This window comes from Streptomyces sp. NPDC101234, assembly GCF_044767525.1.
In the GTDB taxonomy this organism is placed as follows: Bacteria; Actinomycetota; Actinomycetes; order Streptomycetales; family Streptomycetaceae; genus Streptomyces; species Streptomyces sasae.
In genome coordinates, this window is sequence record NZ_JBIWOA010000015.1 from 207,560 (window position 1) to 230,478 (window position 22,919).

Genomic DNA, 22,919 nt, shown 5'->3' on the forward strand with positions numbered 1-22,919 from the left:
ACGATGACCGTGCTCATCCTGACCACTGACGAGGACGTGACGGCGGACATGGTGGTCCTCCGGCTGCACGAGGCCGCCGTGCCCGTCGTCCGCCTCGATCCTGCCGATCTGACCAGTGGTGTGGCCCTGTCGGGCGAGTATGTGCAGGGCGTCAGTCGCGGACACCTCTCCGTGAACGGACGCCTGGTGGGCATGAACGGCCTGCGCTCCGTCTGGGTGCGCAGGCCCGGAGTCGCGGCCGCCCGGGCCGCCCAGCCGTCCGCCTGGCTGAGCGAGGAGTCCTCGCAGGCGCTGTACGGCATGCTGCGCGGGACCGACGCACGCTGGATGAACCATCCGGACGCGGCCCGCCAGGCCCGGCACAAGCCGTGGCAGCTGCGGCTGGCGCAGCGCAGCGGGCTCGCCGTGCCCGCGACGCTGATCACCACGTTTCCGCAGGCGGCCCGGGAGTTCGCGGAGCGGTTCCCGGACCTGGTGGTGAAGCCGGTGTCGGGCGCGCATCCGCAGGAGCCGCCGCGGGCGGTGCCGACCAGCCGGGTGGCGCCGGACGCCGACTTCGCGGCGGTGGCGTTCGGCCCCACGCTGCTCCAGCGGCGGGTCGCCAAGCGGGCCGACATCCGGCTGACCGTGGTCGGCGACGCGCTGTTCGCCGCCCGCAAGCCGGTGCACCCGGACGCCCATCCCGACGACGTGGACGTCCGGTTCGCCCCGTCCGTCTCTCCCTGGCTCGCGGCGGACGTGCCGCCGCGAGTCGCCGAGGCTGTTCTCACGTATATGAAGGACGCCGAACTGGCCTACGGCGCCTTCGACTTCGCGGAGGACGCCGACGGCATCTGGTGGTTCCTGGAGTGCAACCAGTCGGGCCAGTTCGGGTTCGTCGAGATGGACACCGGGCAGCCCATCGCCGAGGCCATCGCCGACTGGCTGGCGACCGGCACCGCGCAGGACCGGTCGTATGTCAACGGCGGTCGGAGCACGACGCGTTGACGGACTGGGCGTCGGTGTGGAACAGAGCACGGAGAAAGGAACGGGAGATGCGCATCGGACTGCTGGGGACCGGTCCCTGGGCACGGGGGGCGTACGCCCCCGCGCTGGCGGGGCACGGTTCGCTGGACTTCGCCGGGGTGTGGGGCCGCCGCCCGGAGGCCGCGGTGGAGGTGGCGGAGGAGTACGGCGTCCGGGTGTACGACGACGTGGACGCGCTGCTGGCCGACGTCGACGCGGTGGCGGTGGCGCTGCCGCCGGCCGTACAGGCGGAGCTGGCGGTGCGGGCGGCGGAAGCGGGCCGGCATCTGCTCCTTGACAAGCCGCTGGCGATCGGTATGGCCGAGGGGCGGGCGGTGGTCGAGGCGGCCGAGCGGGCCCGGGTCGCCTCGGTGGTGTTCTTCACCACCCGGTTCCAGCAGGAGCCGGAGGCGTGGATCGGTGAACAGGCCGCCACCGCCGGGTGGTTCACGGCACGGGCGCAGTGGCTGGGCTCGGTGTTCACCGGCGACAGCCCGTTCGCCGAGTCGCCGTGGCGGCGGGAGAAGGGCGCGCTGTGGGACGTGGGGCCGCACGCCCTGTCCGTGCTGCTGCCGGTGCTGGGCGACGTACGGAGGGTGGCGGCCGCCGTACACGGCCCGGCGGACACCGTCCATCTCGTCCTGGAGCATGCCACCGGGGCGTCGAGCACGGTGACGCTGAGCCTCACCGCGCCCCCGGCGGCGGCCGGGGCCGATGTGGAGCTGCGGGGCGAGGCGGGGGTGACGCTGCTGCCGAGGAGTGCGGAAGGAGCGGTCCCCGCCCTGACCCGGGCCGCCGACGCCCTGCTCACCGCCGCGCACACGGGCCGCGCCCACCCCTGCGACGCCGCGTTCGGTCTGCGGGTGACCGAGATCCTCACGGAGGCGGAGACCGTACTGGGCAAGGACGTCGGTTAGCGGGACACCCCTCTCAGACGTCGTCGAAGGGCTTGTCGCTCCATCTGAACCCGGCCCGGTCCCCCTCGATGTGCAGCAGGAACTCGGGGACCGGGCCGTCCGGTGAGATCAGCGAGACCTGGCGGCGGATCTCGTCGTGGACCTCCTCCCACGCCTCCCAGTCCTCGTCCTCGGCCAGTACCAGTTCCCGCGCGAACAGGTCCTGCACATCGGCGAAGCCGGGTCCGGGGGTGAAGCTGCCCGACAGACAGGGGAAGTCGGCCTCGTCGATGACGATCTCGCCGATCGCCTCCTGCCGGCCGCGCACCTTCCAGACGCCGCCCTCGAACCCCATGCCGACTCCTCCCGGACGCTGTCGATCACCGTGCTCTCAGCATGTCACCCGGCACTGACAGCGGTGTCCGCCCAGAAGTTCACCCGCTCCCGGACGACGGGGTAGCCCGCCCTGGCGAAGTTCCCGGCCATCGGGAAGTTGCCCTGGTCGGTGGCGGCGGCGATGAACTCGGCGCCCTGTTCGACGAGGAAGTGGGTGCACTCCACGAGCAGGTCGTAGGCGTAGCCGTGCCCACGGTGCCCAGGCAGGACACCGATGAACCCGATGCACGGCCCCACCGGGTTGCGCGCGGGGATGTGGATGCCGACCGGCTCCCCCGCCGGCGTGCGGGCGATCTGCCACCACTCACGGGGCGAGGGCATCCAGTGGAAGATCTCCAGATCCTCCTGGGCGGCCAGCTCCACTCCCCCCTTTTCGACGGCCCGGCGGGCGTGGGCGTCGAGGGTGTCGGAGTTGATGGCGCGCAGGATGTCGAGGAAGACGCCGTCGTCGGGTTCGGCGGTGAAGACGAGGCGGCCGGGCCGCTCGGGCAGGCGGCACTCGGGAGTCCAGCGGTAGTTGTACCGCTCGACCAGCAGTTCGTAGCCGGCCTTGCGGACGGCGGTGAAGCAGGTCTCGGCGGCCGTGCGCGTCCCAGCTGTGTCGCGCCAGCCGGTGGGCAGGTCGAGTTCCAGTTCGTCGACCTGCCAGGGCGCGCTGCGCAGCAGTTCGGCGCCGGCCTCCTCCTCGCCCTCGGCCACGTCGAACCAGTTGATCAGGAGCGGCTGGGTGTCCTCGGGCCTGCCCCACCAGGCGGCGCGGGCGACCACCCGTCCGTCGCGCAGGGCGACGCGCTGCCACTCGGGACGGAATCGGGTGCGCTGGTGCTTCTCGCGCATGCGCAGCGGGTCGGGCATGGTGTCGAACAGGTGGGCGGTGCTGTCGTCGAGCGTGCGGATGACCGGATCGGTCACGGAATCCTCCGGGATGCGTGCTGCGGGGCGCGCTCCCGGGTCAGCTCTGACCTGTCACGCCCGGAAAACGGGGAGGGAGCGCTGGATGATGGGTGTGATGAACACGGCACTCGCCTCCTTCCGTCCGGTCTCGGGCGTGCGTTCATACGTTAGGGGCCAGGCCCGGCCGCGTCCACGGGTTTTCCCGCGACGGCACTGCAAGATCGGGACGGGGCGTTCCAAGATCGGGGCGGGCCGGGTGTCCGAACACGGGCGTAGCTTAGGGATGTGACTTCGGTGCGCGGCTGGTCGTCGCGTGGCTACCGGGACGGTCGTGGCTGGCTGCAGGGTGCGCCACCGCCACGGTGGGTACGGTTGCTGCCCCTCGCGCTGCTCGCGGGCGTGACCGTGGCGACGCTGCTCAGCCGCAACGGTCATGACTTCGGGTTCCTCCTCGGCGCCATACCGCCGCTGGCCGTCCTGTCGTACGGCCCGCTGGCGACGGCCGCGCTCGGCTGTCTGGTCGTGGTCCTGCTCAATGTGCCGGCCACGCACCTGAACCGACCCGGCCAGACCGACCTGCTCACGATCACGTTCGTCGCCGTACTGAGCGTGTTCGTGTCCTATGTGCGCAGCCACCGGGACGCCCAGCTGGTCACCGAGCGGGCGGTGGGCGAGGCGGTGCAGCGGGCGGTGCTGCCGCCGCTGCCGGACCGGGTCGGGACGGTGGGGTGCGCGGGTCTGTACCGGGCGGCGCAGCACGGCACGCTGGTCGGCGGCGACTTCTTCGACGTGCGGAACGGGCCGTACGGGGTGCGGGCGGTGATGGGGGACGTACGGGGGCACGGGCTGGCCGCCGTCTCCACGGTGGTGTCGTTGCTGGGGGCCTTCCGGGAGGCCGTCCTCGACCAACCGGACCTGGAGTCGGTGGCGGCGCGGATGGACCGCAGGCTGGCGGTGGACTCGGCCGGCGTACCGAACGCTGAGCTGTTCGCCACGGCCCTGCTGCTGGAGTTCTCCGCCGATCTGCGGTCCGTGCGGGTGGTGGCCTGCGGTCATCCGGCTCCCGTGCTGCTGCGGGACGGGCGGGCCCAGGAGCTGGCCGTCGTACCGGGGGCGCCGCTGGGGCTGGCGCTGGCGGGTGTGGAACCGCCGAAGGAGGTCACGGTGGAGCTGGGGCGGGGCGACCGGCTGTTCCTCGCCTCGGACGGGGTCTGGGAGGCACGTGACGGATCAGGGGGCTTCTATCCGCTTCCGGAGCGGCTGGCCGAGTTCTCCGGTGCGGACGCGGCCGCGCTCGCCGAACTGGTGTGGGCGGACCTGTCCGGGCACTTCGAGGTGCGTGACGACGCCACCATGCTCGTACTGGCGCCCGCCATCCGCTGAGGTCTCAGCCCACGTCCCACAGGAAGCGGTGGGTGTGGATGCCGAAGTACGGGAAGGACTGGACCTCGCGTACGCCCTCGACCGGCCGGACCACGTCGTTGACGAAGTCGAGCAGGTCCTTCGGGCCGGACGTGACCACCTCCGCGAACAGGTCGAAGCCGCCCGAGGTGAAGACGGAGTAGACCACCTCGGGGTGGGCGGCGAGGGCGTCGGCGACGGCACGGGGGTCGCCGTCCACGGCGATGCCGAGCAGCGCCATCGCCTGGCCGCCCATGGCCATCGGGTCGGTCACGCCGACGACCTGGACGGCCCGCGAGTCCAGCAGGCGCTGCAGCCGCTGCCGGGCCGCCGAGGCGGACAGGCCGACCTTCGGGCCGAGGTCGGCGTAGGCGATACGGCCGTCGGTCTGGAGTTCGCGCAGGATGGCCCGGTCGATGTCGTCCATATGCCCTCGCCCTCTCCGTCAGCCGACCAGTTCGAGCAGGGCGGCCGCGAACACCGCGGTGTGGGTGTCGACGTCCTGTTCGGTGGTGTCGGGGCACATCAGGGCCATGTTGTGGAACGGGGTGAGGAGGATGCCGCGGTTGGCGAGGTAGAGGTGCAGGAAGTCCTCCAGCTCGGTGTCCGCGGCCGCCTCGGACTCGGTGCCGGTGCGCGGGGCCGGGGAGACGAAGCGGTACTCGGTGCGGGCGCCCAGGCGGCTGACCGACCAGGGCAGGGCATGGGCCTCGACGGCTGTACGGACGCCGGTCTCGAAGCGTGCGGAGAGCGAGTCCATGCGGGCGAACGCCTCGTCGGTGAGCACATGCTCCAGGGTGGCCCGGGTCGCGGCGACCGAGAGGGCGTTGCCCGCGAGGGTGCCGCCGACCCCGCCCATGTCCACCAGGTCCAGGTCGGCGCGGGCGAGGAGCCGCTCGGCGAGCTCGGCGGAGAGTCCGTAGGCGCCGGCCGGGATGCCGCCGCCGATGGCCTTGCCGATGGTCAGCAGGTCGGGTTCCAGCCCCCAGGCGGCGGTGCAGCCGCCGGGGCCCGCGGAGAAGGTGTGCGTCTCGTCGTTGATGAGCAGCGTGCCGTACTGCCGGGTCAGCGCGCGCACGCCGTCCAGGTAGCCGGGTTCGGGCAGGACGATGCCGATGTTGGTGAGCGCGGGTTCCATGAGGACGGCGGCGACGTCGCCGTGCGCGAGTTCGCGCTCCAGCTGCTCCAGGTCGTTGAACTCGGCGACCCGGCTGGTCAGGGTGACGTCGCAGGGCGCGCCGACGTTCCCGGGGCGGGGTGCCCCCTTGCCGTCGGGGCCGACGACGATCAGGGACTCGTCGACGCTGCCGTGGTAGCTGTAGCTGTTGACCAGGATCTTGGGGCGGCCGGTGACGGCGCGGGCGAGCCGGATGGCCCAGCGGTTGGCGTCGGTCGCGGTGAGCGAGAAGCTCCAGCGGGCGAGCCCGAAACGGCGGGCCAGCTCCGCGCCGACCCACTCCGCGTCCTCCGTCGGCAGCATCGCGGTGGCCCCGCCCAGCTCGGCGAACCGACGGTGCGCGGCCTCGGTCACGACGGCCGGCGAGTGCCCGGCCATCGCGCCGGTGTCGCCGAGGCAGAAGTCGATGTACTCGTGCCCGTCGATGTCGGTGACCCGGGCGCCGCGCGCGGTCGCCAGGTACCGGGGGAACGCACCGGCGTTCTTGTTCATCCACGTCATGGGAACCCGGCCGAACAGATGGTCGGCGCGGGCATATGCGGCTCGGGAGCGGGGATTTCGCCGCTCGGCCTCGGCGCTCTCCCGGGCCAGGAGGGTGTGCAGTCGGGTGCGGTCCATGGAGTACCCCTGGTCGGGAGCGGTGGCAGCGGAACAAGCGGAGCGTACGACCGAAACCAGCCATGCATCAAGAGATGGCGATCGAATCGATTGTCACAGCGACAGATTCGAGCGCGACGGGAGTGCAGGCCCGCCGATGGAGGAACTACCGCACCGCCCGCTCACCGCACCGGCGCCCGGTGTTCGAACAAACGCCCTGAAACGCCAGGGTTCGCCACCCCTTCCGCCAGTTAGAAATATCTACCAACATGCATATGCCGGGTTGGAGTGCGAACGCACCAAGTGCCCGGTGTCGATCGTTCCCTGCGTCCGAAACAGGTGAGCGGAGATACCCCGGAGCAGTGCATGACGAACAGGATGTGGATGCAGGGTGTGGAATGGCTCGCGGCGGCCTCGTCGGACCCCCGGACGTGCAAGTGGGAGTGGGATCACGGCGAGGGCGTCTCGCTGTTGGAGGCGGGCCGTTTCTGGGACGTGCTGACGGTGCCGGACCGGCTCGGGCTGCTCACCCTGGACCTGCTGTGGCGGCCGTCGCTACCGGTGCCGGGGCCGACGCTGGTGGACACCGCCGCGCGCCGGGTCGGCTTCTTCCTGCCGCCCGATCCGTCCGGTGGCTGGATCGGCTCCGGGCTGCGCTACGCGACGAAGGGCACCTGGGTCGCCGTACCGCCGCCGTACCGGCCCGCACGCTTCCTGGAGTGGCTGGTGCCGCCGGACGGCAGCGGCTCGCTGCATGTCCCGGGCACGCTGGAGCTGGCGCTGCGCGAGGCCAACGGCACGCTGGCGGTGCTGCGGCCGATCTGCGAGGAATAGCCGGGGTCAGCGGCGGGGCGGGAGCAGGACCATGGCCCACCGGTTCTCCGGTTCGGCCGGCACGGTGCGGCCCTGGGCCCGCCACTCCCGGACGAGCTGGGCGTAGATCGGCTCGCGGGACTGCAGGGCCCGGGGGTGCCGGGCCGGGAGCCAGGGCGTCAGGGAGGTTCCGTCCATGCCCGGGCAACGTCCGGAAGGCCTCCGCGGTGCGCGCCCTCCGACCCGCCCACCCGGTCGGGTGATCGGGTCGCCCGATCGGCCCTCCCGCCCGTCCTACAAGCATTCCGGGGGCCGACCGGTCGGCGGGCGCCATGGGGCACCCGCTCGTATCCTGTGAAGTCAGGCTTCCGATCCCGTGAAGTCAGGGTTCCGACGTCCGACCCCACCGCACGTTCCTCCTCACGTGCTTGGAGTCAGCCCATGCCGCATATGTCCGTCCCGCTGCGCCGAGGGGCCGCGATCGCCCTCGTACTGGGGACACTGACCGCACCCCTGGCAGGAGGGGCGTCGTACGCCGCGCCCGGCTCCGCACCGGCCGCGTTCGCCGCATCCTCGCCGACCCCGTCACCGTCCGGCACCCCGGACGTCCGTGCGATGACCCCGGCCGTGGCCCGCCGCCTCGACGCGGCCGTACAGCAGGTGATGCGCGAGGCGAACGTACCCGGAGTGACCGTCGGCGTCTGGACGCCCGGCCAGGCCGACTACATTCGCTCGTTCGGGGTCGCGAACAAGACGACCGGGCAGCCGATGTCGTCCGACCTGTACATGCGGATCGGCAGCGAGACCAAGATGTTCACCGTGACGGCGCTGCTGCAGCTGGTCGACCAGGGCAGGCTGAGCCTGGACGACCCGATCGGCAGGTACATCTCCGGAGTGCCCAACGGCGACGAGATCACTCTGCGCCAACTGGCCGGGATGCGCAGCGGGTTGTTCAACTACTCCGCGGACGAGGGCTTCTACAGGGCGCTGACCTCGGATCCGCAGCGCACCATGACCCCGCAGCAGTTGCTCGGCTACGCCTTCAGGCATCCGGTGCTGTTCCGGCCCGGGGAGAAGTTCTCCTACTCCAACACCAACCTGATCCTGCTCGGCCTGCTCGTCGAGAAGGAGAGCGGGCAGCCGCTGGGCCAGTACATCCAGCGGCACATCCTCGACCCGGCCGGAATGCACCACACTCTCTTCCCGGTCGGGAACGAGTTCCCCTCCCCGCACGCCCAGGGCTACACGGACCAGACCGCGAGCGGCAAGGTCGAGGACTCAGCCGACTGGAACCCCACCTGGGCCTGGGCGGCCGGCGCGATGATCTCCGACCTGGGCGACCTGCACACCTGGGCGCGCACGGCGGCCACGGGGATCTTCCCCGACGGCACGACCATGGTCAGCGCCGCCATCCAGAAGCAGCGGCTGACGACGCCCCCGACCCAGATCCCGGGCGCCGGGTACGGCCTCGGCATCTTCGACGTCCAGGGGTGGATCGGGCACAACGGCTCGCTGCCGGGCTACGAGGCCCTCACCGTCTATCTGCCGTCGACGCGGACGACCGTGGTCGTGCTGCTCAACACCGACATCAATTACCGGGGGACCATCGAGCCCAGCACGGTCTTCGGCCAGGCGATCACCCGGATCATCTCCCCCGACCATGTGTTCAACCTGCCCGCGGTGCCCGCCGCCCACTGACCGCACACGACACGCGGAAACCCAACTCGCGCTGCGTACACGGCATTTCCGACAGTTGACACAGAAGCGAACAGTCACCGAGCGGATTCGAAGCGATGTAACGATTCACCGTGCGGGGCCGGTCAATGACGGTGTGTACTGTGCTGCGAGCGCCACATGGGAGGGCCCTGGGCTCCCCCCTGCCCACTGCTGCCCTACTCCCCTGGAAACCGATTCCATGATCGAATTACCGGAACTGGTGGCCGGTGGTCTCGCCGCCGGAACGCTCTCCGCGCTCGCCCTCGGCGGCAGCCTGCTGCGGTCCCGGCGCCAGAAGGCGGCGCTGCGGGCCGAAGTCGCGGAGCTGCGCGACCGGCTGGAGAGTGCCGAGGGCGCGTTCATCTCCGAGATCGAGCATCTCGCCGCCCGCAGGATGCCCGCGGCCGCGGCCCAGTTGGCGCATCCGCACCTCAGGGTGCCCGGCCCGGTACGGCAGAACACGCCCGGGACGCCCACCGGGATCGCGCTGGAGTACGTACTGACCGCGCTGCGTGAGGAGTTGACGGCCCAGCGGGTCCGGATCGACGCGGCGGCACAGGCCGGGCTCCGGGGCGCCACCCGGGAGATCCAGGCCGCCCTGTACCGCCTCCAGGACGCCCTGCGGGGGCTCGAACAGCGCTACGACGACCCCGAGTTGGCGCAGACGCTGTTCGCGCTCGACCACGAGAACGAGCAGTCGCTGCGGCGGGCACAGGTCGCCGCGGTGGTGTGCGGGGCCTGGGTGGGGCTGGCCCGCGAGGAGTCCCATGTGGTGGACGCGGTGACCGGCGGCCAGGCCCGGCTCGCGGGTTACCACCGGGTCCGGGTCCACAACCATCTGGAGCCGGGCACCGCCCTGGTGTCCCACGCGGTCGAGCCGGTCGCCATCATCGTCGCCGAGCTCCTGGACAACGCGCTGCGCCACTCGGCGCCGGACACCGACGTCATCGTCAATCTGGAGCACGTCCACCACGGGGTGTGCGTCACCGTCGACGACGCGGGTCTCGGCATGACGCAGGACGAACGGGCCCGGGCCCAGCGGCTGGTGGCGGGCAGCGACCCCATCCTGCTGACCGACCTGGGCGACCCGCCGCGCATGGGCCTCGCCGCGATCGGGCAGCTCACCCGCCAGTTCGACCTGAGCGTCGATGTGTCGTCGCCCTCGCCGTACGGCGGGGTGCGCGCGGTGCTGCGGGTGGACAGTCATCTGCTCGGCCGGATCGACCCGCAGGAGCGGCCGCCCTCGGCCAGCGCGCCTCGTTCGACCAGGGAACGCGCGGCGCGCAGGGAGCCGGTGCGCGAGCCGGCCGGGTCCGGCACGCCGTCCGCCGAGCCGCCCGCACCCGCGGCACCGGTGCCCGCGCCCAAACCCGCACCCGCACCCGCACCCGCACCCGCACCCGTGGCACCGGTGCCCGCCGCGGCCGGTCACGGGGCCGAGCACGAACGCGCCGCCGCCCCGGGCCACCCCGAGTCGAGCGACCTGGGCGGTCTGCCACAGCGGCGCCGTCGTACCCGTACCGACGCCTCCGGCCTGCCGCAGCCGCCGTCCGCCGTGCGCCGTCCCGAGGAGGCGGCCGCCGCCCTGGCGGCCCTGCAGTACGGCACCGCGGCGGCGCGTACCCCGAAGCGGGCGAGCACGCCCGATCCCCAACGGACCGACGACGAAGGAGGAGCGGCCAGATGACCAGCCGCGATGCGGGCGAGACGGCATGGGTGCTGGATCCGATCCTGCAGGTGCCGCATGTACTGGCCGCCGTCCTGCTCACCCGGGACGGCCTCGCGACCGGCTACACGGACGCCCTGTCGCAGGCGTCCGCCGAGCGGGTGGCCGCGATCACCAGTACCGTGCAGGGCGCCTGCCGGGCCGCTGCCGCCGCGTTCGCGGACCGGGACCGGGCCGAGGTGCGGCAGGTGGTCATCGAATCGGACCACGGGTACGTGCTGATCGTGCCGACCGACCACGGCACCTGCGTGGCGGCCTACGGCGACCCGGAGGCACGGCTGGACCTGCTGGCGCACCGGGTGCACTCACAGGTGGCCCGGCTGGGTGAGAAGGCGATGGCGGCCGCGCCCAGAGGCTCCGACGGCGGCGCGCCGGCATGACCGGCCGCCTCGGCGGCCGTCCCCTGGTCCCCGCGTATCTGTCGACCGGCGGGGTGGCCCGGCCCAGCCGTCCGCATCTGGAACGGCTGACGGTGCTCACCCGCGACGGCAGCCCGCTGCCCGCCGGTCTGCCCGCCGCCGAACTGGCCCTGCTGGAGCTGCTGTCCGGCGGCGCGCTGACCGTGGTGGAGGCGGCGGCGCTGCTGCGGCTGCCGTTCTCCGCGGTGCGGGTGCTGGCCGCCGACCTCGTCGACCGGGACCTGGTCCAGACCCGCGCGCCGATCCCGCCCGCCGAACGGTTCGACCCCGACCTGCTGAAGAGAGTGGCCGATGGCCTCCGCGCCCTCAAGCACCGGTGAGCTGCCCCGCGCGGGCGGCACCCATCTCCCCGACTCCGCCCGCGACCTGGTGAAGATCCTGGTCACGGGGCCGTTCGGGGTGGGCAAGACGACCCTGATCGACTCGGTGTCGGAGATCCGCCCGCTGCACACCGAGGAGCACCTGACCGAGGCCTCGGTCCATGTCGACGACCTCGACGGGGTGCGGGAGAAGGACACGACGACCGTCGCGATCGACTTCGGGCGGATCAGCCTGTCCGGCGGGATCGTGCTGTACCTGTTCGGCACTCCGGGGCAGCAGCGGTTCCGGACGCTGTGGGAGGACATCTCCTACGGGGCGCTCGGCGCCCTCGTCCTGGTCGACAGCCGGCGGATCGACGCGTCGTTCGACGTGCTCGGCCTGGTGGAGGAGGCGGGGCTGCCGTACGCGGTCGCCTTCAACGTGTTCCCGGATGCACCGGCCCACTACACGGGCGAACAGCTTCGTGCCGCCCTGGACCTGGAGCCGGGCACCCCGATGGTGACCTGTGACGCGCGTGACCCGCACTCCTCGGTCGACGCGCTGCTCGCCCTCGTACAGCATCTGATCGACGACCGGCCGGCGGAGGCCCGATGACCGCGCAGCAGTCCTTCACCGTCTCCGGACCGGTACGCCTGTGGGAGGACGGCTTCGCCCGCAACCCGCACGGCTACTACGCGGCCCTGCGCGCCCAGGGCCCGGTCGGCTGGGCCGAACTCGCCCCGGGCACGCCCGCGTACGTGGTGACCGAGCGGCGCGCCGCGCTCGACGTGCTGCGGGACGTCGAGACCTTCTCGCACGACCCGCGGGGCTGGGAGGCGACCGTCCCCGAGGACTCCCCGCTGCTCGGCATGATGCGCTGGCGGCCCAACGCCCTGTTCTCCGACGCCGACGCGCACATCCGTTACCGCACCACGCTCATCGACGTGTTCGACCTGATCGAGCCGCACGACCTGCGCTCGCTGGTGCACCGGGCGGTACGGCTGCTGGTGGACCGGTTCGCGCCCCGGGGCGAGGCGGATCTGGTCGTCGACTTCGCCCGGCCGCTGATGGCGCTGGTGTTCAACAACCTGTTCGGGCTGCCGGACAGCCAGGGCGACCGGCTCAACGCGGGCGTCCACAAGATGATGGAGGGCGGCGCGCAGGCCGCCGAGGGGGAGGCGGAGTTCGCCGACTACGTGCTGCGGCTGATCGCCGCCAAGGTCGAGGAACGCGGCGAGGACCTGCCGAGCATGCTCCTGGACCATCCCGCCCAGCTGACCCCGGAGGAGGTCACCTGGCAGGTGTTCCTCACCCTCGGCGCGGGCTACGAGCCGACCACCAACCTGGTGTCCAACGCGCTCTCCCGGATCCTCGGCAACCCGCTCTACTACTCCACGCTGACCAGCGGCGCCCGTCCGGTCATGGACGCGGTGGTCGAGGTGCTGCACCACGAGACCCCGCTGTCCAACTACGGGATCTACTACGCCCGTCGGCCCGTCTCCTTCCACGGGGCGTGGGTCCGGCCGGCGATCCCGGTCGTCGTCTCCTTCGGTGCCGTGGGGCTGTTCGCCGAGCGGGAGGTCACCTCCGGCCGGCGGCCCGGGGACGCCTCGCACCTGTCGTGGGGCGCGGGCCCGCACGCCTGCCCGGTCCGGCACCACGCGCTGCTCATCGCGACCGAGGCGATCGAACGGCTCACCCTGTGGCTGCCCGACCTCGACCCCGTCCTGCCCCGCGAACGGCTCAGCTGGCGGCCGGGCCCGTTCCACCGCTCGCTGACGTCCCTGCCCGTCCGGTTCAGCCCCCGCATCCCCGACCAGCCTGGAGAGTCGTCGTGACCGTCACCGACCGTATCGCCCTCGACCCGTTCGGCTCCGACATCCCGGCGGAGAGCGCGCGGTTACGCGCCCTCGGCCCCGTCGTGCCCGTCGAACTGCCGGGCGGCATTCCCGCCTGGGCGCCGACCGGTTACGACGTCCTCAAGGAGCTCATCCTCGATCCTCAAGTGAGCAAGGACCCGCGTAAACACTGGCGGTTGTGGCCGGAGATCGGCGAACACCCCTCCTGGGGCTGGGTGCTGAGCTGGATCGGCGTGGTGAACATGCTCTCCGCGTACGGCCCCGACCACACCCGGCTGCGCAAGCTGGTGGCGCCGAGCTTCACGCACCGCCGTACCGAGGCGATGCTGCCGCGGGTCACGGCGATCGCGGGGGAGCTGCTCGACGCGGTGGCGGCCGCGGGGGCCGACGGCTCGGTGGTGGACCTGCGGGCCGGGCTGGCACAGCCGCTGCCCATGCAGATGATCTGCGAACTGTTCGGTGTGCCCGAGGAGATGCGGGCGGACACCGCCGAGCTGATCGCGGCCATCATGGACACCTCCGACCCGACCCCGGAGCACGCCGCGTTCGTGCAGGAGCGGATCGGCACGGTCCTGGGCGGGCTGATCGCGTACAAGGTGGAGCACCCGGGCGACGACATGACCACGGAGCTGATCCGGGTCCGGGACGAGGACGGCGACCGGCTCAGCGACGAAGAGCTGCTCTACACGCTGTTGTTGGTGATCGGCGCCGGTTTCGAGACCACGGTCAACCTGATCGGCAACGCGGTGGTGGCCCTGCTGACGCATCCGGTGCAGCTGGCGGCGGTGCGCTCCGGGACGATCGGCTGGGACGCGGTGATCGACGAGACGCTGCGGGCGCATCCGTCGATCGCCTCGCTGCCGCTGCGGTTCGCGGTGAACGACCTGAAGGTCGGGGACGTGACCATTCCGGCCGGGGACGCGATCATCACCACGTTCGCGGCGGCGGGTGTGGATCCCGAGCACTACGGGCCGGACGCGGGCGCGTTCGACGCGGCGCGCGGGGCCGACGACCATCTCGCGTTCGGGATCGGGGTGCACCGCTGCATCGGCGCGCCGCTGGCCCGGGCGGAGGCCCTGGCCGCGCTGCCCGCGCTCTTCGAACGCTTCCCCGGGCTGCGGCTCGCGGTCGGCGAGAAGGAACTGCGCCAGGTGCCGTCGTTCATCGCCATCGGCTGGCAGGAGATCCCGGTGCTGCTCGGGAGCTGAGGCTGCTGGGTCGCGGGGGCGGCGACCGGTCCCCCGTTCCGGTCGTGCCCCCGCGAAACGTGAACTTACGTGCGGATCCGGCCGTTGGGTATCGCGCCGATGCCCGTTCTGGTACCCGAAGGACTCACCCGTGCACAGGTGAGTCCGGTTGGCCCGGATTCGGGCGGAGCAGGACGGGTGCGGCGAGGTCCCCGAGGACGAGGTGGGCCAGCACGACCTCGTACAGGTCGGTGCCGGCGGCCAGCAGTTGACGCTCCAGGACTGGTTCGGCGCCCCGTACGTGTTCGCGGACGGTCTGGGCGTGCACGCCCAGGTCCAGGGCGGCGCGTTCGGAGTTGCCGCCGGCGGCGATCCAGGCGCGCAGGGTGCCGCGCAGGTCCCGGCCGTCCCGCGTCAGACGGTCCAGGAGGTCGTGCGCCCAGGCACGCAGCGCGGGCCCTGCCAGCAGGTCGGCCAGCCGTACTCCGGACACCTGTGGTGCCCTGACGGTGAGGTCTTCCGTCCGGGCCGCCTGGGTGTTGAGGGCCAGATGGGCGGTGGCGCGCACGGTGAGGTCGGAGAAGTCGGCGCCCAGCAGCGCCTCGACGCGGTCCATGCGGGCCCGGACGGTGTTGCGGCTGACGCCCAGGACCTTGGCCGCGCTGACGGCGGTGAACTCCAGGCCGAGGCGGGTGGTGGCGAGGAGTTCGGCCCGGATGTGGTGGGGCAGGGTGTCGAGCGGCCGTAGCACGGCGGTGGACCAGGAGTGCAGCGCGGCGGGGTCCATCAGCCGTTCCGGGTGGGTGCGTTCGGCGTAGACGGCGGCCTGGTCGGAGCGGAAGTGGGCGACGGCGAGGGCGCTGACGGCCTGGCCGTAGGCGGTGGCGGTGCGGGCGAGGCTCTGCTGGACGCTGCCGCCGAGGAAGGTGCCGGGGCGGCCGTCGACGAGCGAGCGCAGCCACTCGCCCGCCTTGGGCGCGGGGCTGACGATGATGACATGGCCGTCCATCGCGGGGCAGCGCACGACCAGGGCCTGACCGCGGGTGATGTCGAGGCAGTCCTCGGCGAGCCCGTCGCGTTCCGCCGGGTCCCCCTCGACGATGTACACGGACGCGCTGTCGGTGTCGAGGAGACCGGGCCACAGGCCGGCGGCGACCCGGCGGGCGGAGACGGTGTCCTCCACCATCAGCAGTTGCAGGATGGCCAGGCGCAGATCGGCGGTGGCGCGCCGGAGCCGGTGTCCTGCGGCGGTCAGCTCCCTTTCCCGCAGGAGGAGTTCGACGACTCCTGCGGTGTGCGTGACGATCTCGGCGGCGCGCCGGTCGAAGGGGGCCGCGCGGGCGACGGCGAGCAGTCCGGCGGCCGCCGGGCGCGGTTCGGGGGCCCGTACGGCGACCAGGCGGAGGTGACGGTCGCCGTCCTGGACGGCGGCGGCGGAGATCCGTCCGGCGACCACGTCGGCCACAAGGCCGTCGTCGAGAGGGATCGGGTCGCCGGCGAGCAGGGTGCCGTCGCCGTCCTGGAGGCGGACGGACGCCTGCACGGCACGGGCGAGCCAGGCGGCGACCCGACGCGGGTCGCGGGCGCCGGGCCGCAGATGATCGAGAAGTTGCGCGGCCCAGGTGTCGCCGTGGGGTGTCGGGGGGTGCGGGCCCTCGCCGGCTCGGCCTGCCATGTCGCCGTGCTCCTCGTTCCTCGCTTCGGCCTCGGTCTACGGACGTTACCCGATGAACCCGGCACGGTCCCGGCCGCCGCCCGCCGGGTACGACTCCGCCGGCGGCCCACGGGGGACGGACCGCCGGCGGAGAACGCCTCACCCGGAGCCGGGGGGAAGGCCCCGGGTGGCTGGAGATCGGGTGCCCCGGAATCCGACAGGTATGCACATGGATTCCGAAGACATCGGCATCTGCGGATCCGTCCCCCTCTGGAAGCCACTGACCTGGGCGAACACGCCCGGATCACGAGGCAGCCGCCTTCGGCGAACGCACCCGCGTCCGGAGGCTGCCGGCTTCGGCGAAGACACCCGGATCCACGGACTACCGCCATCGGCGAAGACTCCCGGGTCCACGGACCGCCGCCATCGGCGAAGACACCCGGATCCACGAGCCCCAGCCATCCACGCAGACACCCGGATCCACGAGCCGCCGCCTTGAGGGAACGCGCCCGGATCACAGGGCTGCCGGCCTGTGGTGGCCACGCGGCTTCGAGGGCTGCCGACCAGGGGCGACGCGCACGGCCGGGACCGTCGGCCTGGGCGGATCGCCGGCCGCGCCGGATTCCGGGCGAGGCCGGTCCCGACGCGGGCCGGGCGGTGCACGCCGCGGGGCCTGAGTGGCACACTCGCCGGTACGGCATAAGCTCGGCGGATGGCGAAGTACTTCGATGTGCACCCCGACAACCCGCAGCCGCGCAGCATCTCCCAGATCGCCGACTCGGTGCGGTCGGGGTCCCTCATCGCATACCCGACCGACTCCTGCTACGCGCTGGGGTGTCAGCTCGGCAGCCGGGACGGCATCGACCGGATCCGCAGCATCCGGCACCTGGACGACCGGCACCACTTCACGCTGATGTGCCGCGACTTCGCGCAGCTCGGCCAGTTCGTGCGCGTCGACAACGACGTGTTCCGGGCCGTGAAGGCGTCCACCCCCGGCAGCTACACCTTCATCCTCCCGGCGACCCGCGAGGTGCCGCGCAAGCTGCTGCACCCGAAGAAGAAGACCGTCGGAGTCCGCATCCCCGACCATGTGGTCACCCAGGCGCTGCTGGCGGAGCTGGGTGAGCCGCTGCTGTCCAGCACCCTGCTGCTGCCGGACGAGAAGGAACCGCTGACCCTGGGCTGGGAGATCAAGGACCGCCTCGACCATCAGGTGGACGCGGTGGTCGACTCCGGGGAGTGCGGCACCGAGCCGACCACGGTCATCGACTTCTCCAGTGGCGAGGCGGAGATCGTCCGCCGGGGCGCGGGCGACACCACGCGCTTCGAGTGACCACTTCCGGCTCCCCCGAAGCGGCTCTCCCACCGTCGCGTGCCAGGATGATCAGGACATGCCGCGCCGGGTGTCCCCCACCCCGACGCCGACTCCACAGAGAGGCACTTGCGCCATGACCGCCGTACAGGGAACCGACGTGGACATCACCACCGAGGACGGTGTCGCCGACGCCTACCTGGCCCACCCCGCCGACGGACTCCCCCACCCGGGGGTGCTCTTCTACCAGGACGCCTTCGGGATCCGCCCGCACCTGAAGTCGATGGCGGACCGGCTCGCCGGCGAGGGCTACACGGTGCTGGTCCCGAACGTCTTCTACCGCAGCGGCCGCACGCCGGTCTTCGACCTCCCCGAGTTCATCGACCCCTCCGTGGACCCGACGATCTGGCAGCGCATCTTCCCGGTCATGACGTCGCTGACGCCGGAGCTCAGCGACCGGGACTCGGCCGGCTACCTGGACTGGCTGGCCGAGAGCCCGCTGGTGGCCGACGGGCCGGTCGCGATCACCGGTTACTGCATGGGCGCCCGGCTCGCCCTGCGGACCGCGGCCGCGTTCCCGGACCGGGTCGCGGCGGCGGGCGGCTTCCACGGCGGCCGGATGGTCACCGACGACGCGGACAGCCCGCATCTGCTGGCCGACCGGGTCACCGCCGAGCTGTACTTCGGCTTCGCGGACCAGGACCAGTCGATGACCGAGGAGCAGATCCACACCTTCCAGGAGGCGCTCGACGCCGCCGGGGTCCGCAACACGTGCGAGATCTACCGGGGCGCGGAGCACGGCTACACCCAGGCCGACACCCCGTCGTACTCCGCCGAGGCCGCCGAGCGGCACTGGGACGCCCTGCTCGGCCTGCTGAAGCGCACGTTCTGAGCCGATCGCGTCCGCGTCGCGGGGCCCTCGCCGACCGGCGGGGGCCCCTTTCTTTCGTCCCGGCTTTCGTCCCGGCTTTCGTCCCGGCTTTCGTCCCGCCTTTCGTCCCGCGCATTGACATGCACCCGCCCCGCCGCCACCCTGAGAGCGCTCTCAGAATTGGTCCGGACCAATTTCGTACCGACCCCGACCCCACACGGAGGTGGAGAGTGCGCACAGGAATCGCACGCCGGACGCTGCCCCTGGCGGCCACGGCGGCACTGATCGGCGGGGCGCTCGCTCTGGGCACCCCGGCACCGGCCGGCGCGGCCGTACCGGACACGATCCCGTTGAAGATCTCCAACAACTCCGGCCGCAGCGACCAGGTCTACCTCTACGACCTCGGCACCCAGCTCTCCACGGGGAAGCAGGGCTACGCCGACGCGAACGGCACCTTCCACGCCTGGCCGGCCGGCGGCAACCCGCCGACCCCGGCGCCGGACGCCTCGATCACCGGCCCGGCGGCGGGCCGGTCGACGACGATCCGGATCCCGAAGTTCTCCGCCCGGATCTACTTCTCCTACGGCCAGAAGCTCGACTTCAGGCTGACCACCGGCGGTCTGGTGCAGCCCGCCGTGCAGAACCCGACCGATCCCAACCGCAATATCCTCTTCAACTGGTCCGAGTACACGCTGAACGACTCGGGGCTGTGGATCAACAGCACCCAGGTGGACATGTTCTCGGCGCCGTACGCGGTCGGGGTGAAGCGCTCCGACGGCAGTACGGCCAGCACCGGGCACCTCAAGTCGGGCGGCTACAACGGGTTCTTCAACGCCCTGCGCGGACAGCCCGGCGGCTGGGCCAACCTGATCCAGACCAGGTCCGACGGCACCGTGCTCCGCGCGCTCTCCCCGCTGTACGGCGTGGAGACGGGGGCGCTTCCGTCGACCGTGATGGACGACTACGTCAACCGGGTCTGGTCGAAGTACTCGTCGTCGACGCTGACCGTCACCCCGTTCGCCGACCAGCCCAACACCAAGTACTTCGGCCGGGTTTCGGGCAGCGTCATGAACTTCACCAACTCCTCCGGGGCGGTGGTGACGAGCTTCCAGAAGCCGGACGCGAGCAGCATCTTCGGCTGCCACAACCTGCTGGACGCGCCCAACGACCAGGTGCGCGGCCCGATCTCCCGCACCCTGTGCGCGGGCTTCAACCGGTCGACGCTGCTGACCAGTTCGAACCAGCCGGACACCAACACGGCCGACTTCTACCAGGACGTGGTCACCAACCACTACGCGCGCAAGATCCACGCGCAGATGGCCGACGGCAAGGCGTACGCCTTCGCCTTCGACGACGTCGGCAACCAGGAGTCCCTGGTCAACGACGGCAACCCGCAGCAGGCGTACCTCACCCTGGACCCGCTGAGCTGACACCGGGCAGCGAAGCGGCCCGTGACCGGAATCCGGTCACGGGCCGCTCGACTGTCCTGCGTCAGCCGGTCGTCACGGCGGTGTCGTCGACGACGAAGCTGGTCTGGAGCGAGGAGTCCTCGACACCGCTGAACTTCAGGGTGACGGTCGAGCCCGCGTAGGACCCGAGGCTGAAGGACTTCTGCACATAGCCGGAGGCCGCGTTGAGGTTGGAGTACGTGGCCAGGGTGGTCGAACCGGCGGTCACCGTCAGCTTGTCGTACTGGGTGCTGGTGGTGGTCTCGGCGGTGTCGATGTGCAGGTAGAAGGTGAACGTGGTGTTGGTGCAGCCGCTCGGGATCGTCACCGACTGGGACAGCGTGTCGGTGTGGGTCGATCCGTAGCCGTCGAGCCAGGCGTAGTACGAACCGCCGTGCGCCGACTGGCTGCTGGAGTTGGTGATCACTCCGCTGCTCGCCGTCCAAGTGGTGCTGCCCGACTCGAAGCCGTTGTTGCCCAGCAGCTGCGAGGAGGTGCAGGAGCCGCTGCCGGACGAGCTGACCGTCCAGGTGAAGGAGGCCGTGCCGGTGGCGCCTGTGGAGTCGGTCACCGTGACGGTGGTGCTGTAGGTGCCCGCCGTGGTGGGCGTGCCGGTGATAGCGCCGGTCGAACTGCTGATGGACAGGCCGGTCGGCAGTCCGGTCGCCGCGTAGGTCAGCGAACCGCTGTTGGTGCTGCTCGCCGAGACCTGCAGGCTCACCGCGGTGCCCACCGTCGAGGACTGGCTGCCCGGGTTGGTGACCGTGACACCCGAGGTCGGCACGGTGATGTGGCTGCCGACGTTGATGCCGGCGAACGCGTTGCCCACCCCGGCGTACTGGGTGGAACTGGTGCCGTACAGGGCGGCGGCGGCGCTCAGGGCGGCGGTGCGGGCACCGGCGTACGTGGTGCTCGACGTCATGTACGACGTCAGCGCCTTGTACCAGATCTGCAGGGCGGCGTCCCGGCCGATGCCGGCGACCGCGACACCGTCGGAGGTGGTGCTGGTGTAGGTGACGCCGTTGATGGTCTTGGTGCCGCTGCCCTCGGAGAGCAGGTAGAACATGTGGTTCGCCGGGCCCGAGGAGTAGTGCACGTCGAGGTTGCCGACACCGGAGTACCAGCTGTCCGCCGACGAGCCGTCCTTGCTCGGCTTGTCCATGTAGCGCAGCGGCGTGCCGTCACCGTTGATGTCGATCTTCTCGCCGATGAGGTAGTCGCCGACGTCGGTGGAGTTGTTGGCGTAGAACTCCACGCCGGTGCCCATGATGTCGGAGGTCGCCTCGTTCAACCCGCCGGATTCACCGGTGTAGTTGAGACCCGCCGTGTTCGACGTGACGCCGTGGCTCATCTCGTGGCCGGCCACGTCCAGCGAGGTCAGGGCGTGAGTGCTGCTGGTGCCGTCACCGTAGGTCATGCAGAAGCAGCTGTCGTCCCAGAAGGCGTTGACGTACGCCGTGCTGTAGTGGACGCGCGAGTAGGCGGCGACACCGTCGTTCTTGATGCCGCTGCGCCCGAACGTGTTCTTGTAGAAGTCCCAGGTCTCCTGGGCTCCGTAGGCCGCGTCGGCGCCGGCGGTCTGGGTGTTGGAGCCGGATCCGGTGCCCCAGACGTCGTCGGAGTCGGTCATCAGGGTGCCGGTGCCCGACGTGCCGTTGTTGAGGGTGTACGTCTTGTGGCCGCCGCGCGTGGTGTCGTACAGCTGGTACGTCGAACCGGACAGCGTGGTCGACAGGGACACCGTGCCGCTGTACTGGGTGTTGCCGGTACCGGACTTGACCGCCTGGTAGCGGTACAGCTCCTTGCCGGTGGTGGCGTCCGTGATGACGTGCAGCTGGCTGGGCGTGCCGTCGTCCTGGAAGCCGCCGATCACGGTCTCCCAGGCGAGCTTCGGCGTGCCGCTGCCTGCCCAGATCACCTTGCGGGCGCTGTCGGCGGTGGCCTTCTGGGCGTCGAGGGCCTTTGCGGTCGTGAGCGCCTTGGTCTCGGCGGCGGACTTGGCGAAGGTCGCGGTGGTGGAGGCGACCTTGATGGTGTGCTTGTTGTTGAAGGTCGTGCTCACGGTCCCGGCCGCGAGGGAGGCGGGCGGGGTGTGCACGACCAGGTCGCCGCCGAGCACGGGGAGGCCGGCGTAGGTGCGCTCGTAACGGGTGTGCACGGTGCCGTCGTTGTCCTTGACGACGTCCTTGACGACCAGCTTCTCCTTGGCGCCGAGGCCGATGGTGCGGGCGGTCGCCGTGGTCGCCTGCTGGGCGCTCCTGAGGAGCGCGGTGTGCTGGGCGGGGGTGAGTTTCGCCTCCTGGCCACCGGTGCGCAGGGGGCTGGGGTGGAGGGCGGCGGGCTTGGCGTTCGCCGGGACCGACTGGATGCCGACGGCGAGGAAGGCCGCGGTGGAGACCAAGGCGGCCCCTACCGTGGCGCGTCTGTGGGGAAGACGTCTCACTCGTACTCCTCCTGCTGCGGCCGCCGGGTCGCGGCCGGTGACAGACCGGGCAGACGGGTGTGCTGTCCGGGACGAGCTGAGCTGTGCGGGAACCGGGATCCGGGGACCGGGGTGCGTGCTCCGTGATCCGTGGACACGCCCTGGGGGAAGCGTGTGCTGAGCGAGGATTCCAGTTTTGACCCGCGCATGTCAGTAACGTCGAGGTCATTCGAGGGTCGATCGAGGGTTTTCCCTATGCAACGTGGGGCGGTTGGGCCGGTACGGCCTTCAGGAGGCGGGCGGGCGCACCATGAACACGTCCACCGGGTCCTCGGTCTCCACCATGAACCCGTGCCGCTCGTACAGCCGTCGGGCCGCGCTGCCCTGAAGGACGTTCAGCCGGACGCGGAGACCGTCGCGGTCACACCGCGCCAGCAGTTCGCGCAGTACGCCCGAGCCGACGCCGGCGCCCTGGAGGTCCGGGTCGAGATAGAAGTGTTCCAGCCAGTGAGCGCCCTCGGCCGGCCGCAGCGCCACACAGCCGGCGAAGACACCGCCCACCTCGATCACCCGGGTGTGGGAGGCGTCGAACCCGTCGCGCAGCCGCTGCCGGACCCGCTGCGGGTCGTACCGCCCGAGCCGCTCCAGATCGTCCCGCAGGACGACGGCACGCAGTTCGGCCACCGCCTCGACGTCCGCGCCCGACGCCGGCCGTATCTCCCAGTCCGCCATGATCGCCACGCTATCTCGCGGCCGGTCGCCCCTACGACGGCGTCCGGCCCGCGGGACCGGACCTCGGGACCGGGCCACAGATCCCGCCATCGGC

The 22,919-nt window shown here is 71.6% G+C and carries 22 protein-coding genes; 14 read left to right on the forward strand and 8 right to left on the reverse strand.

What is annotated here, in order from left to right; all coding sequences use genetic code 11:
* Positions 1-3: 3 nt before the first annotated feature.
* A complete protein-coding gene (gene tgmB, locus ACIRR9_RS27425) occupies positions 4-987 on the forward strand; it encodes an ATP-grasp ribosomal peptide maturase (RefSeq protein WP_403756838.1) in 984 nt (327 codons plus the stop codon).
* Positions 988-1,034: 47 nt separating this feature from the next.
* Positions 1,035-1,922 carry a Gfo/Idh/MocA family protein gene (locus ACIRR9_RS27430; RefSeq protein ID WP_403756840.1) on the forward strand — a complete coding sequence of 296 codons (888 nt, stop codon included), beginning with the start codon at positions 1,035-1,037 and terminating at the stop codon, positions 1,920-1,922.
* Between the two features lie 13 nt (positions 1,923-1,935).
* Here the strand turns inward: ACIRR9_RS27430 and ACIRR9_RS27435 are convergent, their stop codons facing one another.
* Together ACIRR9_RS27435 and ACIRR9_RS27440 are read right to left on the reverse strand one after the other, a co-directional pair.
* Positions 1,936-2,256, reverse strand: a complete 321-nt coding sequence (locus tag ACIRR9_RS27435) for a hypothetical protein (RefSeq protein WP_403756843.1) — start codon at positions 2,254-2,256, stop codon at positions 1,936-1,938.
* Positions 2,257-2,300: 44 nt separating this feature from the next.
* Entirely contained in the window at positions 2,301-3,209 is a 909-nt protein-coding gene (locus ACIRR9_RS27440; RefSeq protein ID WP_403756846.1) for a GNAT family N-acetyltransferase, read from the reverse strand.
* A gap of 267 nt (positions 3,210-3,476) precedes the next feature.
* Here ACIRR9_RS27440 and ACIRR9_RS27445 point away from each other — a divergent pair, with 267 nt between their 5' ends.
* Positions 3,477-4,574 (forward strand): PP2C family protein-serine/threonine phosphatase, encoded by a 1,098-nt coding sequence (locus ACIRR9_RS27445; protein WP_403756849.1) that lies wholly within the window; start codon positions 3,477-3,479, stop codon positions 4,572-4,574.
* Positions 4,575-4,578: 4 nt separating this feature from the next.
* Here the strand turns inward: ACIRR9_RS27445 and ACIRR9_RS27450 are convergent, their stop codons facing one another.
* Both ACIRR9_RS27450 and ACIRR9_RS27455 read right to left on the reverse strand, forming a co-directional pair.
* The gene (locus ACIRR9_RS27450; RefSeq protein WP_365338479.1) at positions 4,579-5,019 is read right to left on the reverse strand and encodes an Lrp/AsnC family transcriptional regulator; all 441 of its coding nucleotides are present in this window, start codon (positions 5,017-5,019) and stop codon (positions 4,579-4,581) included.
* Between the two features lie 18 nt (positions 5,020-5,037).
* Positions 5,038-6,387, reverse strand: a complete 1,350-nt coding sequence (locus tag ACIRR9_RS27455; RefSeq protein ID WP_403756852.1) for a transaminase — start codon at positions 6,385-6,387, stop codon at positions 5,038-5,040.
* Between the two features lie 345 nt (positions 6,388-6,732).
* On the opposite strand from ACIRR9_RS27455, the gene ACIRR9_RS27460 reads away from it, so the two are divergent.
* Positions 6,733-7,200 carry a hypothetical protein gene (locus tag ACIRR9_RS27460; protein ID WP_403756855.1) on the forward strand — a complete coding sequence of 156 codons (468 nt, stop codon included), beginning with the start codon at positions 6,733-6,735 and terminating at the stop codon, positions 7,198-7,200.
* 6 nt (positions 7,201-7,206) lie between these two features.
* Here ACIRR9_RS27460 and ACIRR9_RS27465 read toward each other — a convergent pair whose 3' ends face one another.
* Positions 7,207-7,377, reverse strand: coding sequence for a hypothetical protein (locus ACIRR9_RS27465; RefSeq protein WP_185148859.1), 171 nt, complete (start codon positions 7,375-7,377; stop codon positions 7,207-7,209).
* A gap of 243 nt (positions 7,378-7,620) precedes the next feature.
* On the opposite strand from ACIRR9_RS27465, the gene ACIRR9_RS27470 reads away from it, so the two are divergent.
* The 7 genes from ACIRR9_RS27470 to ACIRR9_RS27500 all read left to right on the forward strand — a co-directional run bounded on the left by ACIRR9_RS27470 (position 7,621) and on the right by ACIRR9_RS27500 (position 14,407).
* Complete coding sequence (locus ACIRR9_RS27470) at positions 7,621-8,877, forward strand: serine hydrolase domain-containing protein (RefSeq protein WP_403756858.1); 1,257 nt, start codon at positions 7,621-7,623, stop codon at positions 8,875-8,877.
* Positions 8,878-9,094: 217 nt separating this feature from the next.
* A complete protein-coding gene (locus tag ACIRR9_RS27475) occupies positions 9,095-10,582 on the forward strand; it encodes an ATP-binding protein (RefSeq protein ID WP_403756860.1) in 1,488 nt (495 codons plus the stop codon).
* A complete protein-coding gene (locus tag ACIRR9_RS27480) occupies positions 10,579-11,001 on the forward strand; it encodes a roadblock/LC7 domain-containing protein (protein ID WP_365338493.1) in 423 nt (140 codons plus the stop codon). The genes ACIRR9_RS27475 and ACIRR9_RS27480 overlap by 4 nt, the downstream gene beginning before the upstream one ends.
* Positions 10,998-11,360, forward strand: coding sequence for a DUF742 domain-containing protein (locus ACIRR9_RS27485; protein ID WP_403756862.1), 363 nt, complete (start codon positions 10,998-11,000; stop codon positions 11,358-11,360). Before ACIRR9_RS27480 ends, ACIRR9_RS27485 begins: the two co-directional genes overlap by 4 nt.
* The gene (locus ACIRR9_RS27490; protein WP_403756865.1) at positions 11,332-11,955 is read left to right on the forward strand and encodes a GTP-binding protein; all 624 of its coding nucleotides are present in this window, start codon (positions 11,332-11,334) and stop codon (positions 11,953-11,955) included. The genes ACIRR9_RS27485 and ACIRR9_RS27490 overlap by 29 nt, the downstream gene beginning before the upstream one ends.
* Positions 11,952-13,178 (forward strand): cytochrome P450, encoded by a 1,227-nt coding sequence (locus ACIRR9_RS27495; protein ID WP_403756868.1) that lies wholly within the window; start codon positions 11,952-11,954, stop codon positions 13,176-13,178. Before ACIRR9_RS27490 ends, ACIRR9_RS27495 begins: the two co-directional genes overlap by 4 nt.
* The gene (locus tag ACIRR9_RS27500) at positions 13,175-14,407 is read left to right on the forward strand and encodes a cytochrome P450 (RefSeq protein WP_403756871.1); all 1,233 of its coding nucleotides are present in this window, start codon (positions 13,175-13,177) and stop codon (positions 14,405-14,407) included. The genes ACIRR9_RS27495 and ACIRR9_RS27500 overlap by 4 nt, the downstream gene beginning before the upstream one ends.
* A 124-nt stretch (positions 14,408-14,531) precedes the next feature.
* Here ACIRR9_RS27500 and ACIRR9_RS27505 read toward each other — a convergent pair whose 3' ends face one another.
* On the reverse strand, positions 14,532-16,061 hold the full coding sequence (locus ACIRR9_RS27505; protein WP_403756874.1) for a helix-turn-helix domain-containing protein: 1,530 nt from the start codon (positions 16,059-16,061) through the stop codon (positions 14,532-14,534).
* Positions 16,062-16,752: 691 nt separating this feature from the next.
* Between ACIRR9_RS27505 and ACIRR9_RS27510 the strand changes: the two genes are divergently transcribed.
* The 3 genes from ACIRR9_RS27510 to ACIRR9_RS27520 all read left to right on the forward strand — a co-directional run bounded on the left by ACIRR9_RS27510 (position 16,753) and on the right by ACIRR9_RS27520 (position 19,653).
* Positions 16,753-17,373, forward strand: coding sequence for an L-threonylcarbamoyladenylate synthase (locus tag ACIRR9_RS27510; protein WP_185148861.1), 621 nt, complete (start codon positions 16,753-16,755; stop codon positions 17,371-17,373).
* 115 nt (positions 17,374-17,488) lie between these two features.
* Complete coding sequence (locus ACIRR9_RS27515) at positions 17,489-18,244, forward strand: dienelactone hydrolase family protein (RefSeq protein ID WP_403756878.1); 756 nt, start codon at positions 17,489-17,491, stop codon at positions 18,242-18,244.
* A 236-nt stretch (positions 18,245-18,480) separates the two neighbouring features.
* Complete coding sequence (locus ACIRR9_RS27520) at positions 18,481-19,653, forward strand: glycoside hydrolase family 64 protein (protein WP_403756979.1); 1,173 nt, start codon at positions 18,481-18,483, stop codon at positions 19,651-19,653.
* A 61-nt stretch (positions 19,654-19,714) separates the two neighbouring features.
* On the opposite strand, the gene ACIRR9_RS27525 is transcribed toward ACIRR9_RS27520, so the two are convergent.
* Together ACIRR9_RS27525 and ACIRR9_RS27530 are read right to left on the reverse strand one after the other, a co-directional pair.
* On the reverse strand, positions 19,715-22,114 hold the full coding sequence (locus ACIRR9_RS27525; protein ID WP_403756882.1) for a M4 family metallopeptidase: 2,400 nt from the start codon (positions 22,112-22,114) through the stop codon (positions 19,715-19,717).
* A 267-nt stretch (positions 22,115-22,381) separates the two neighbouring features.
* Complete coding sequence (locus ACIRR9_RS27530) at positions 22,382-22,825, reverse strand: GNAT family N-acetyltransferase (protein WP_403756884.1); 444 nt, start codon at positions 22,823-22,825, stop codon at positions 22,382-22,384.
* Positions 22,826-22,919 lie beyond the last annotated feature (94 nt).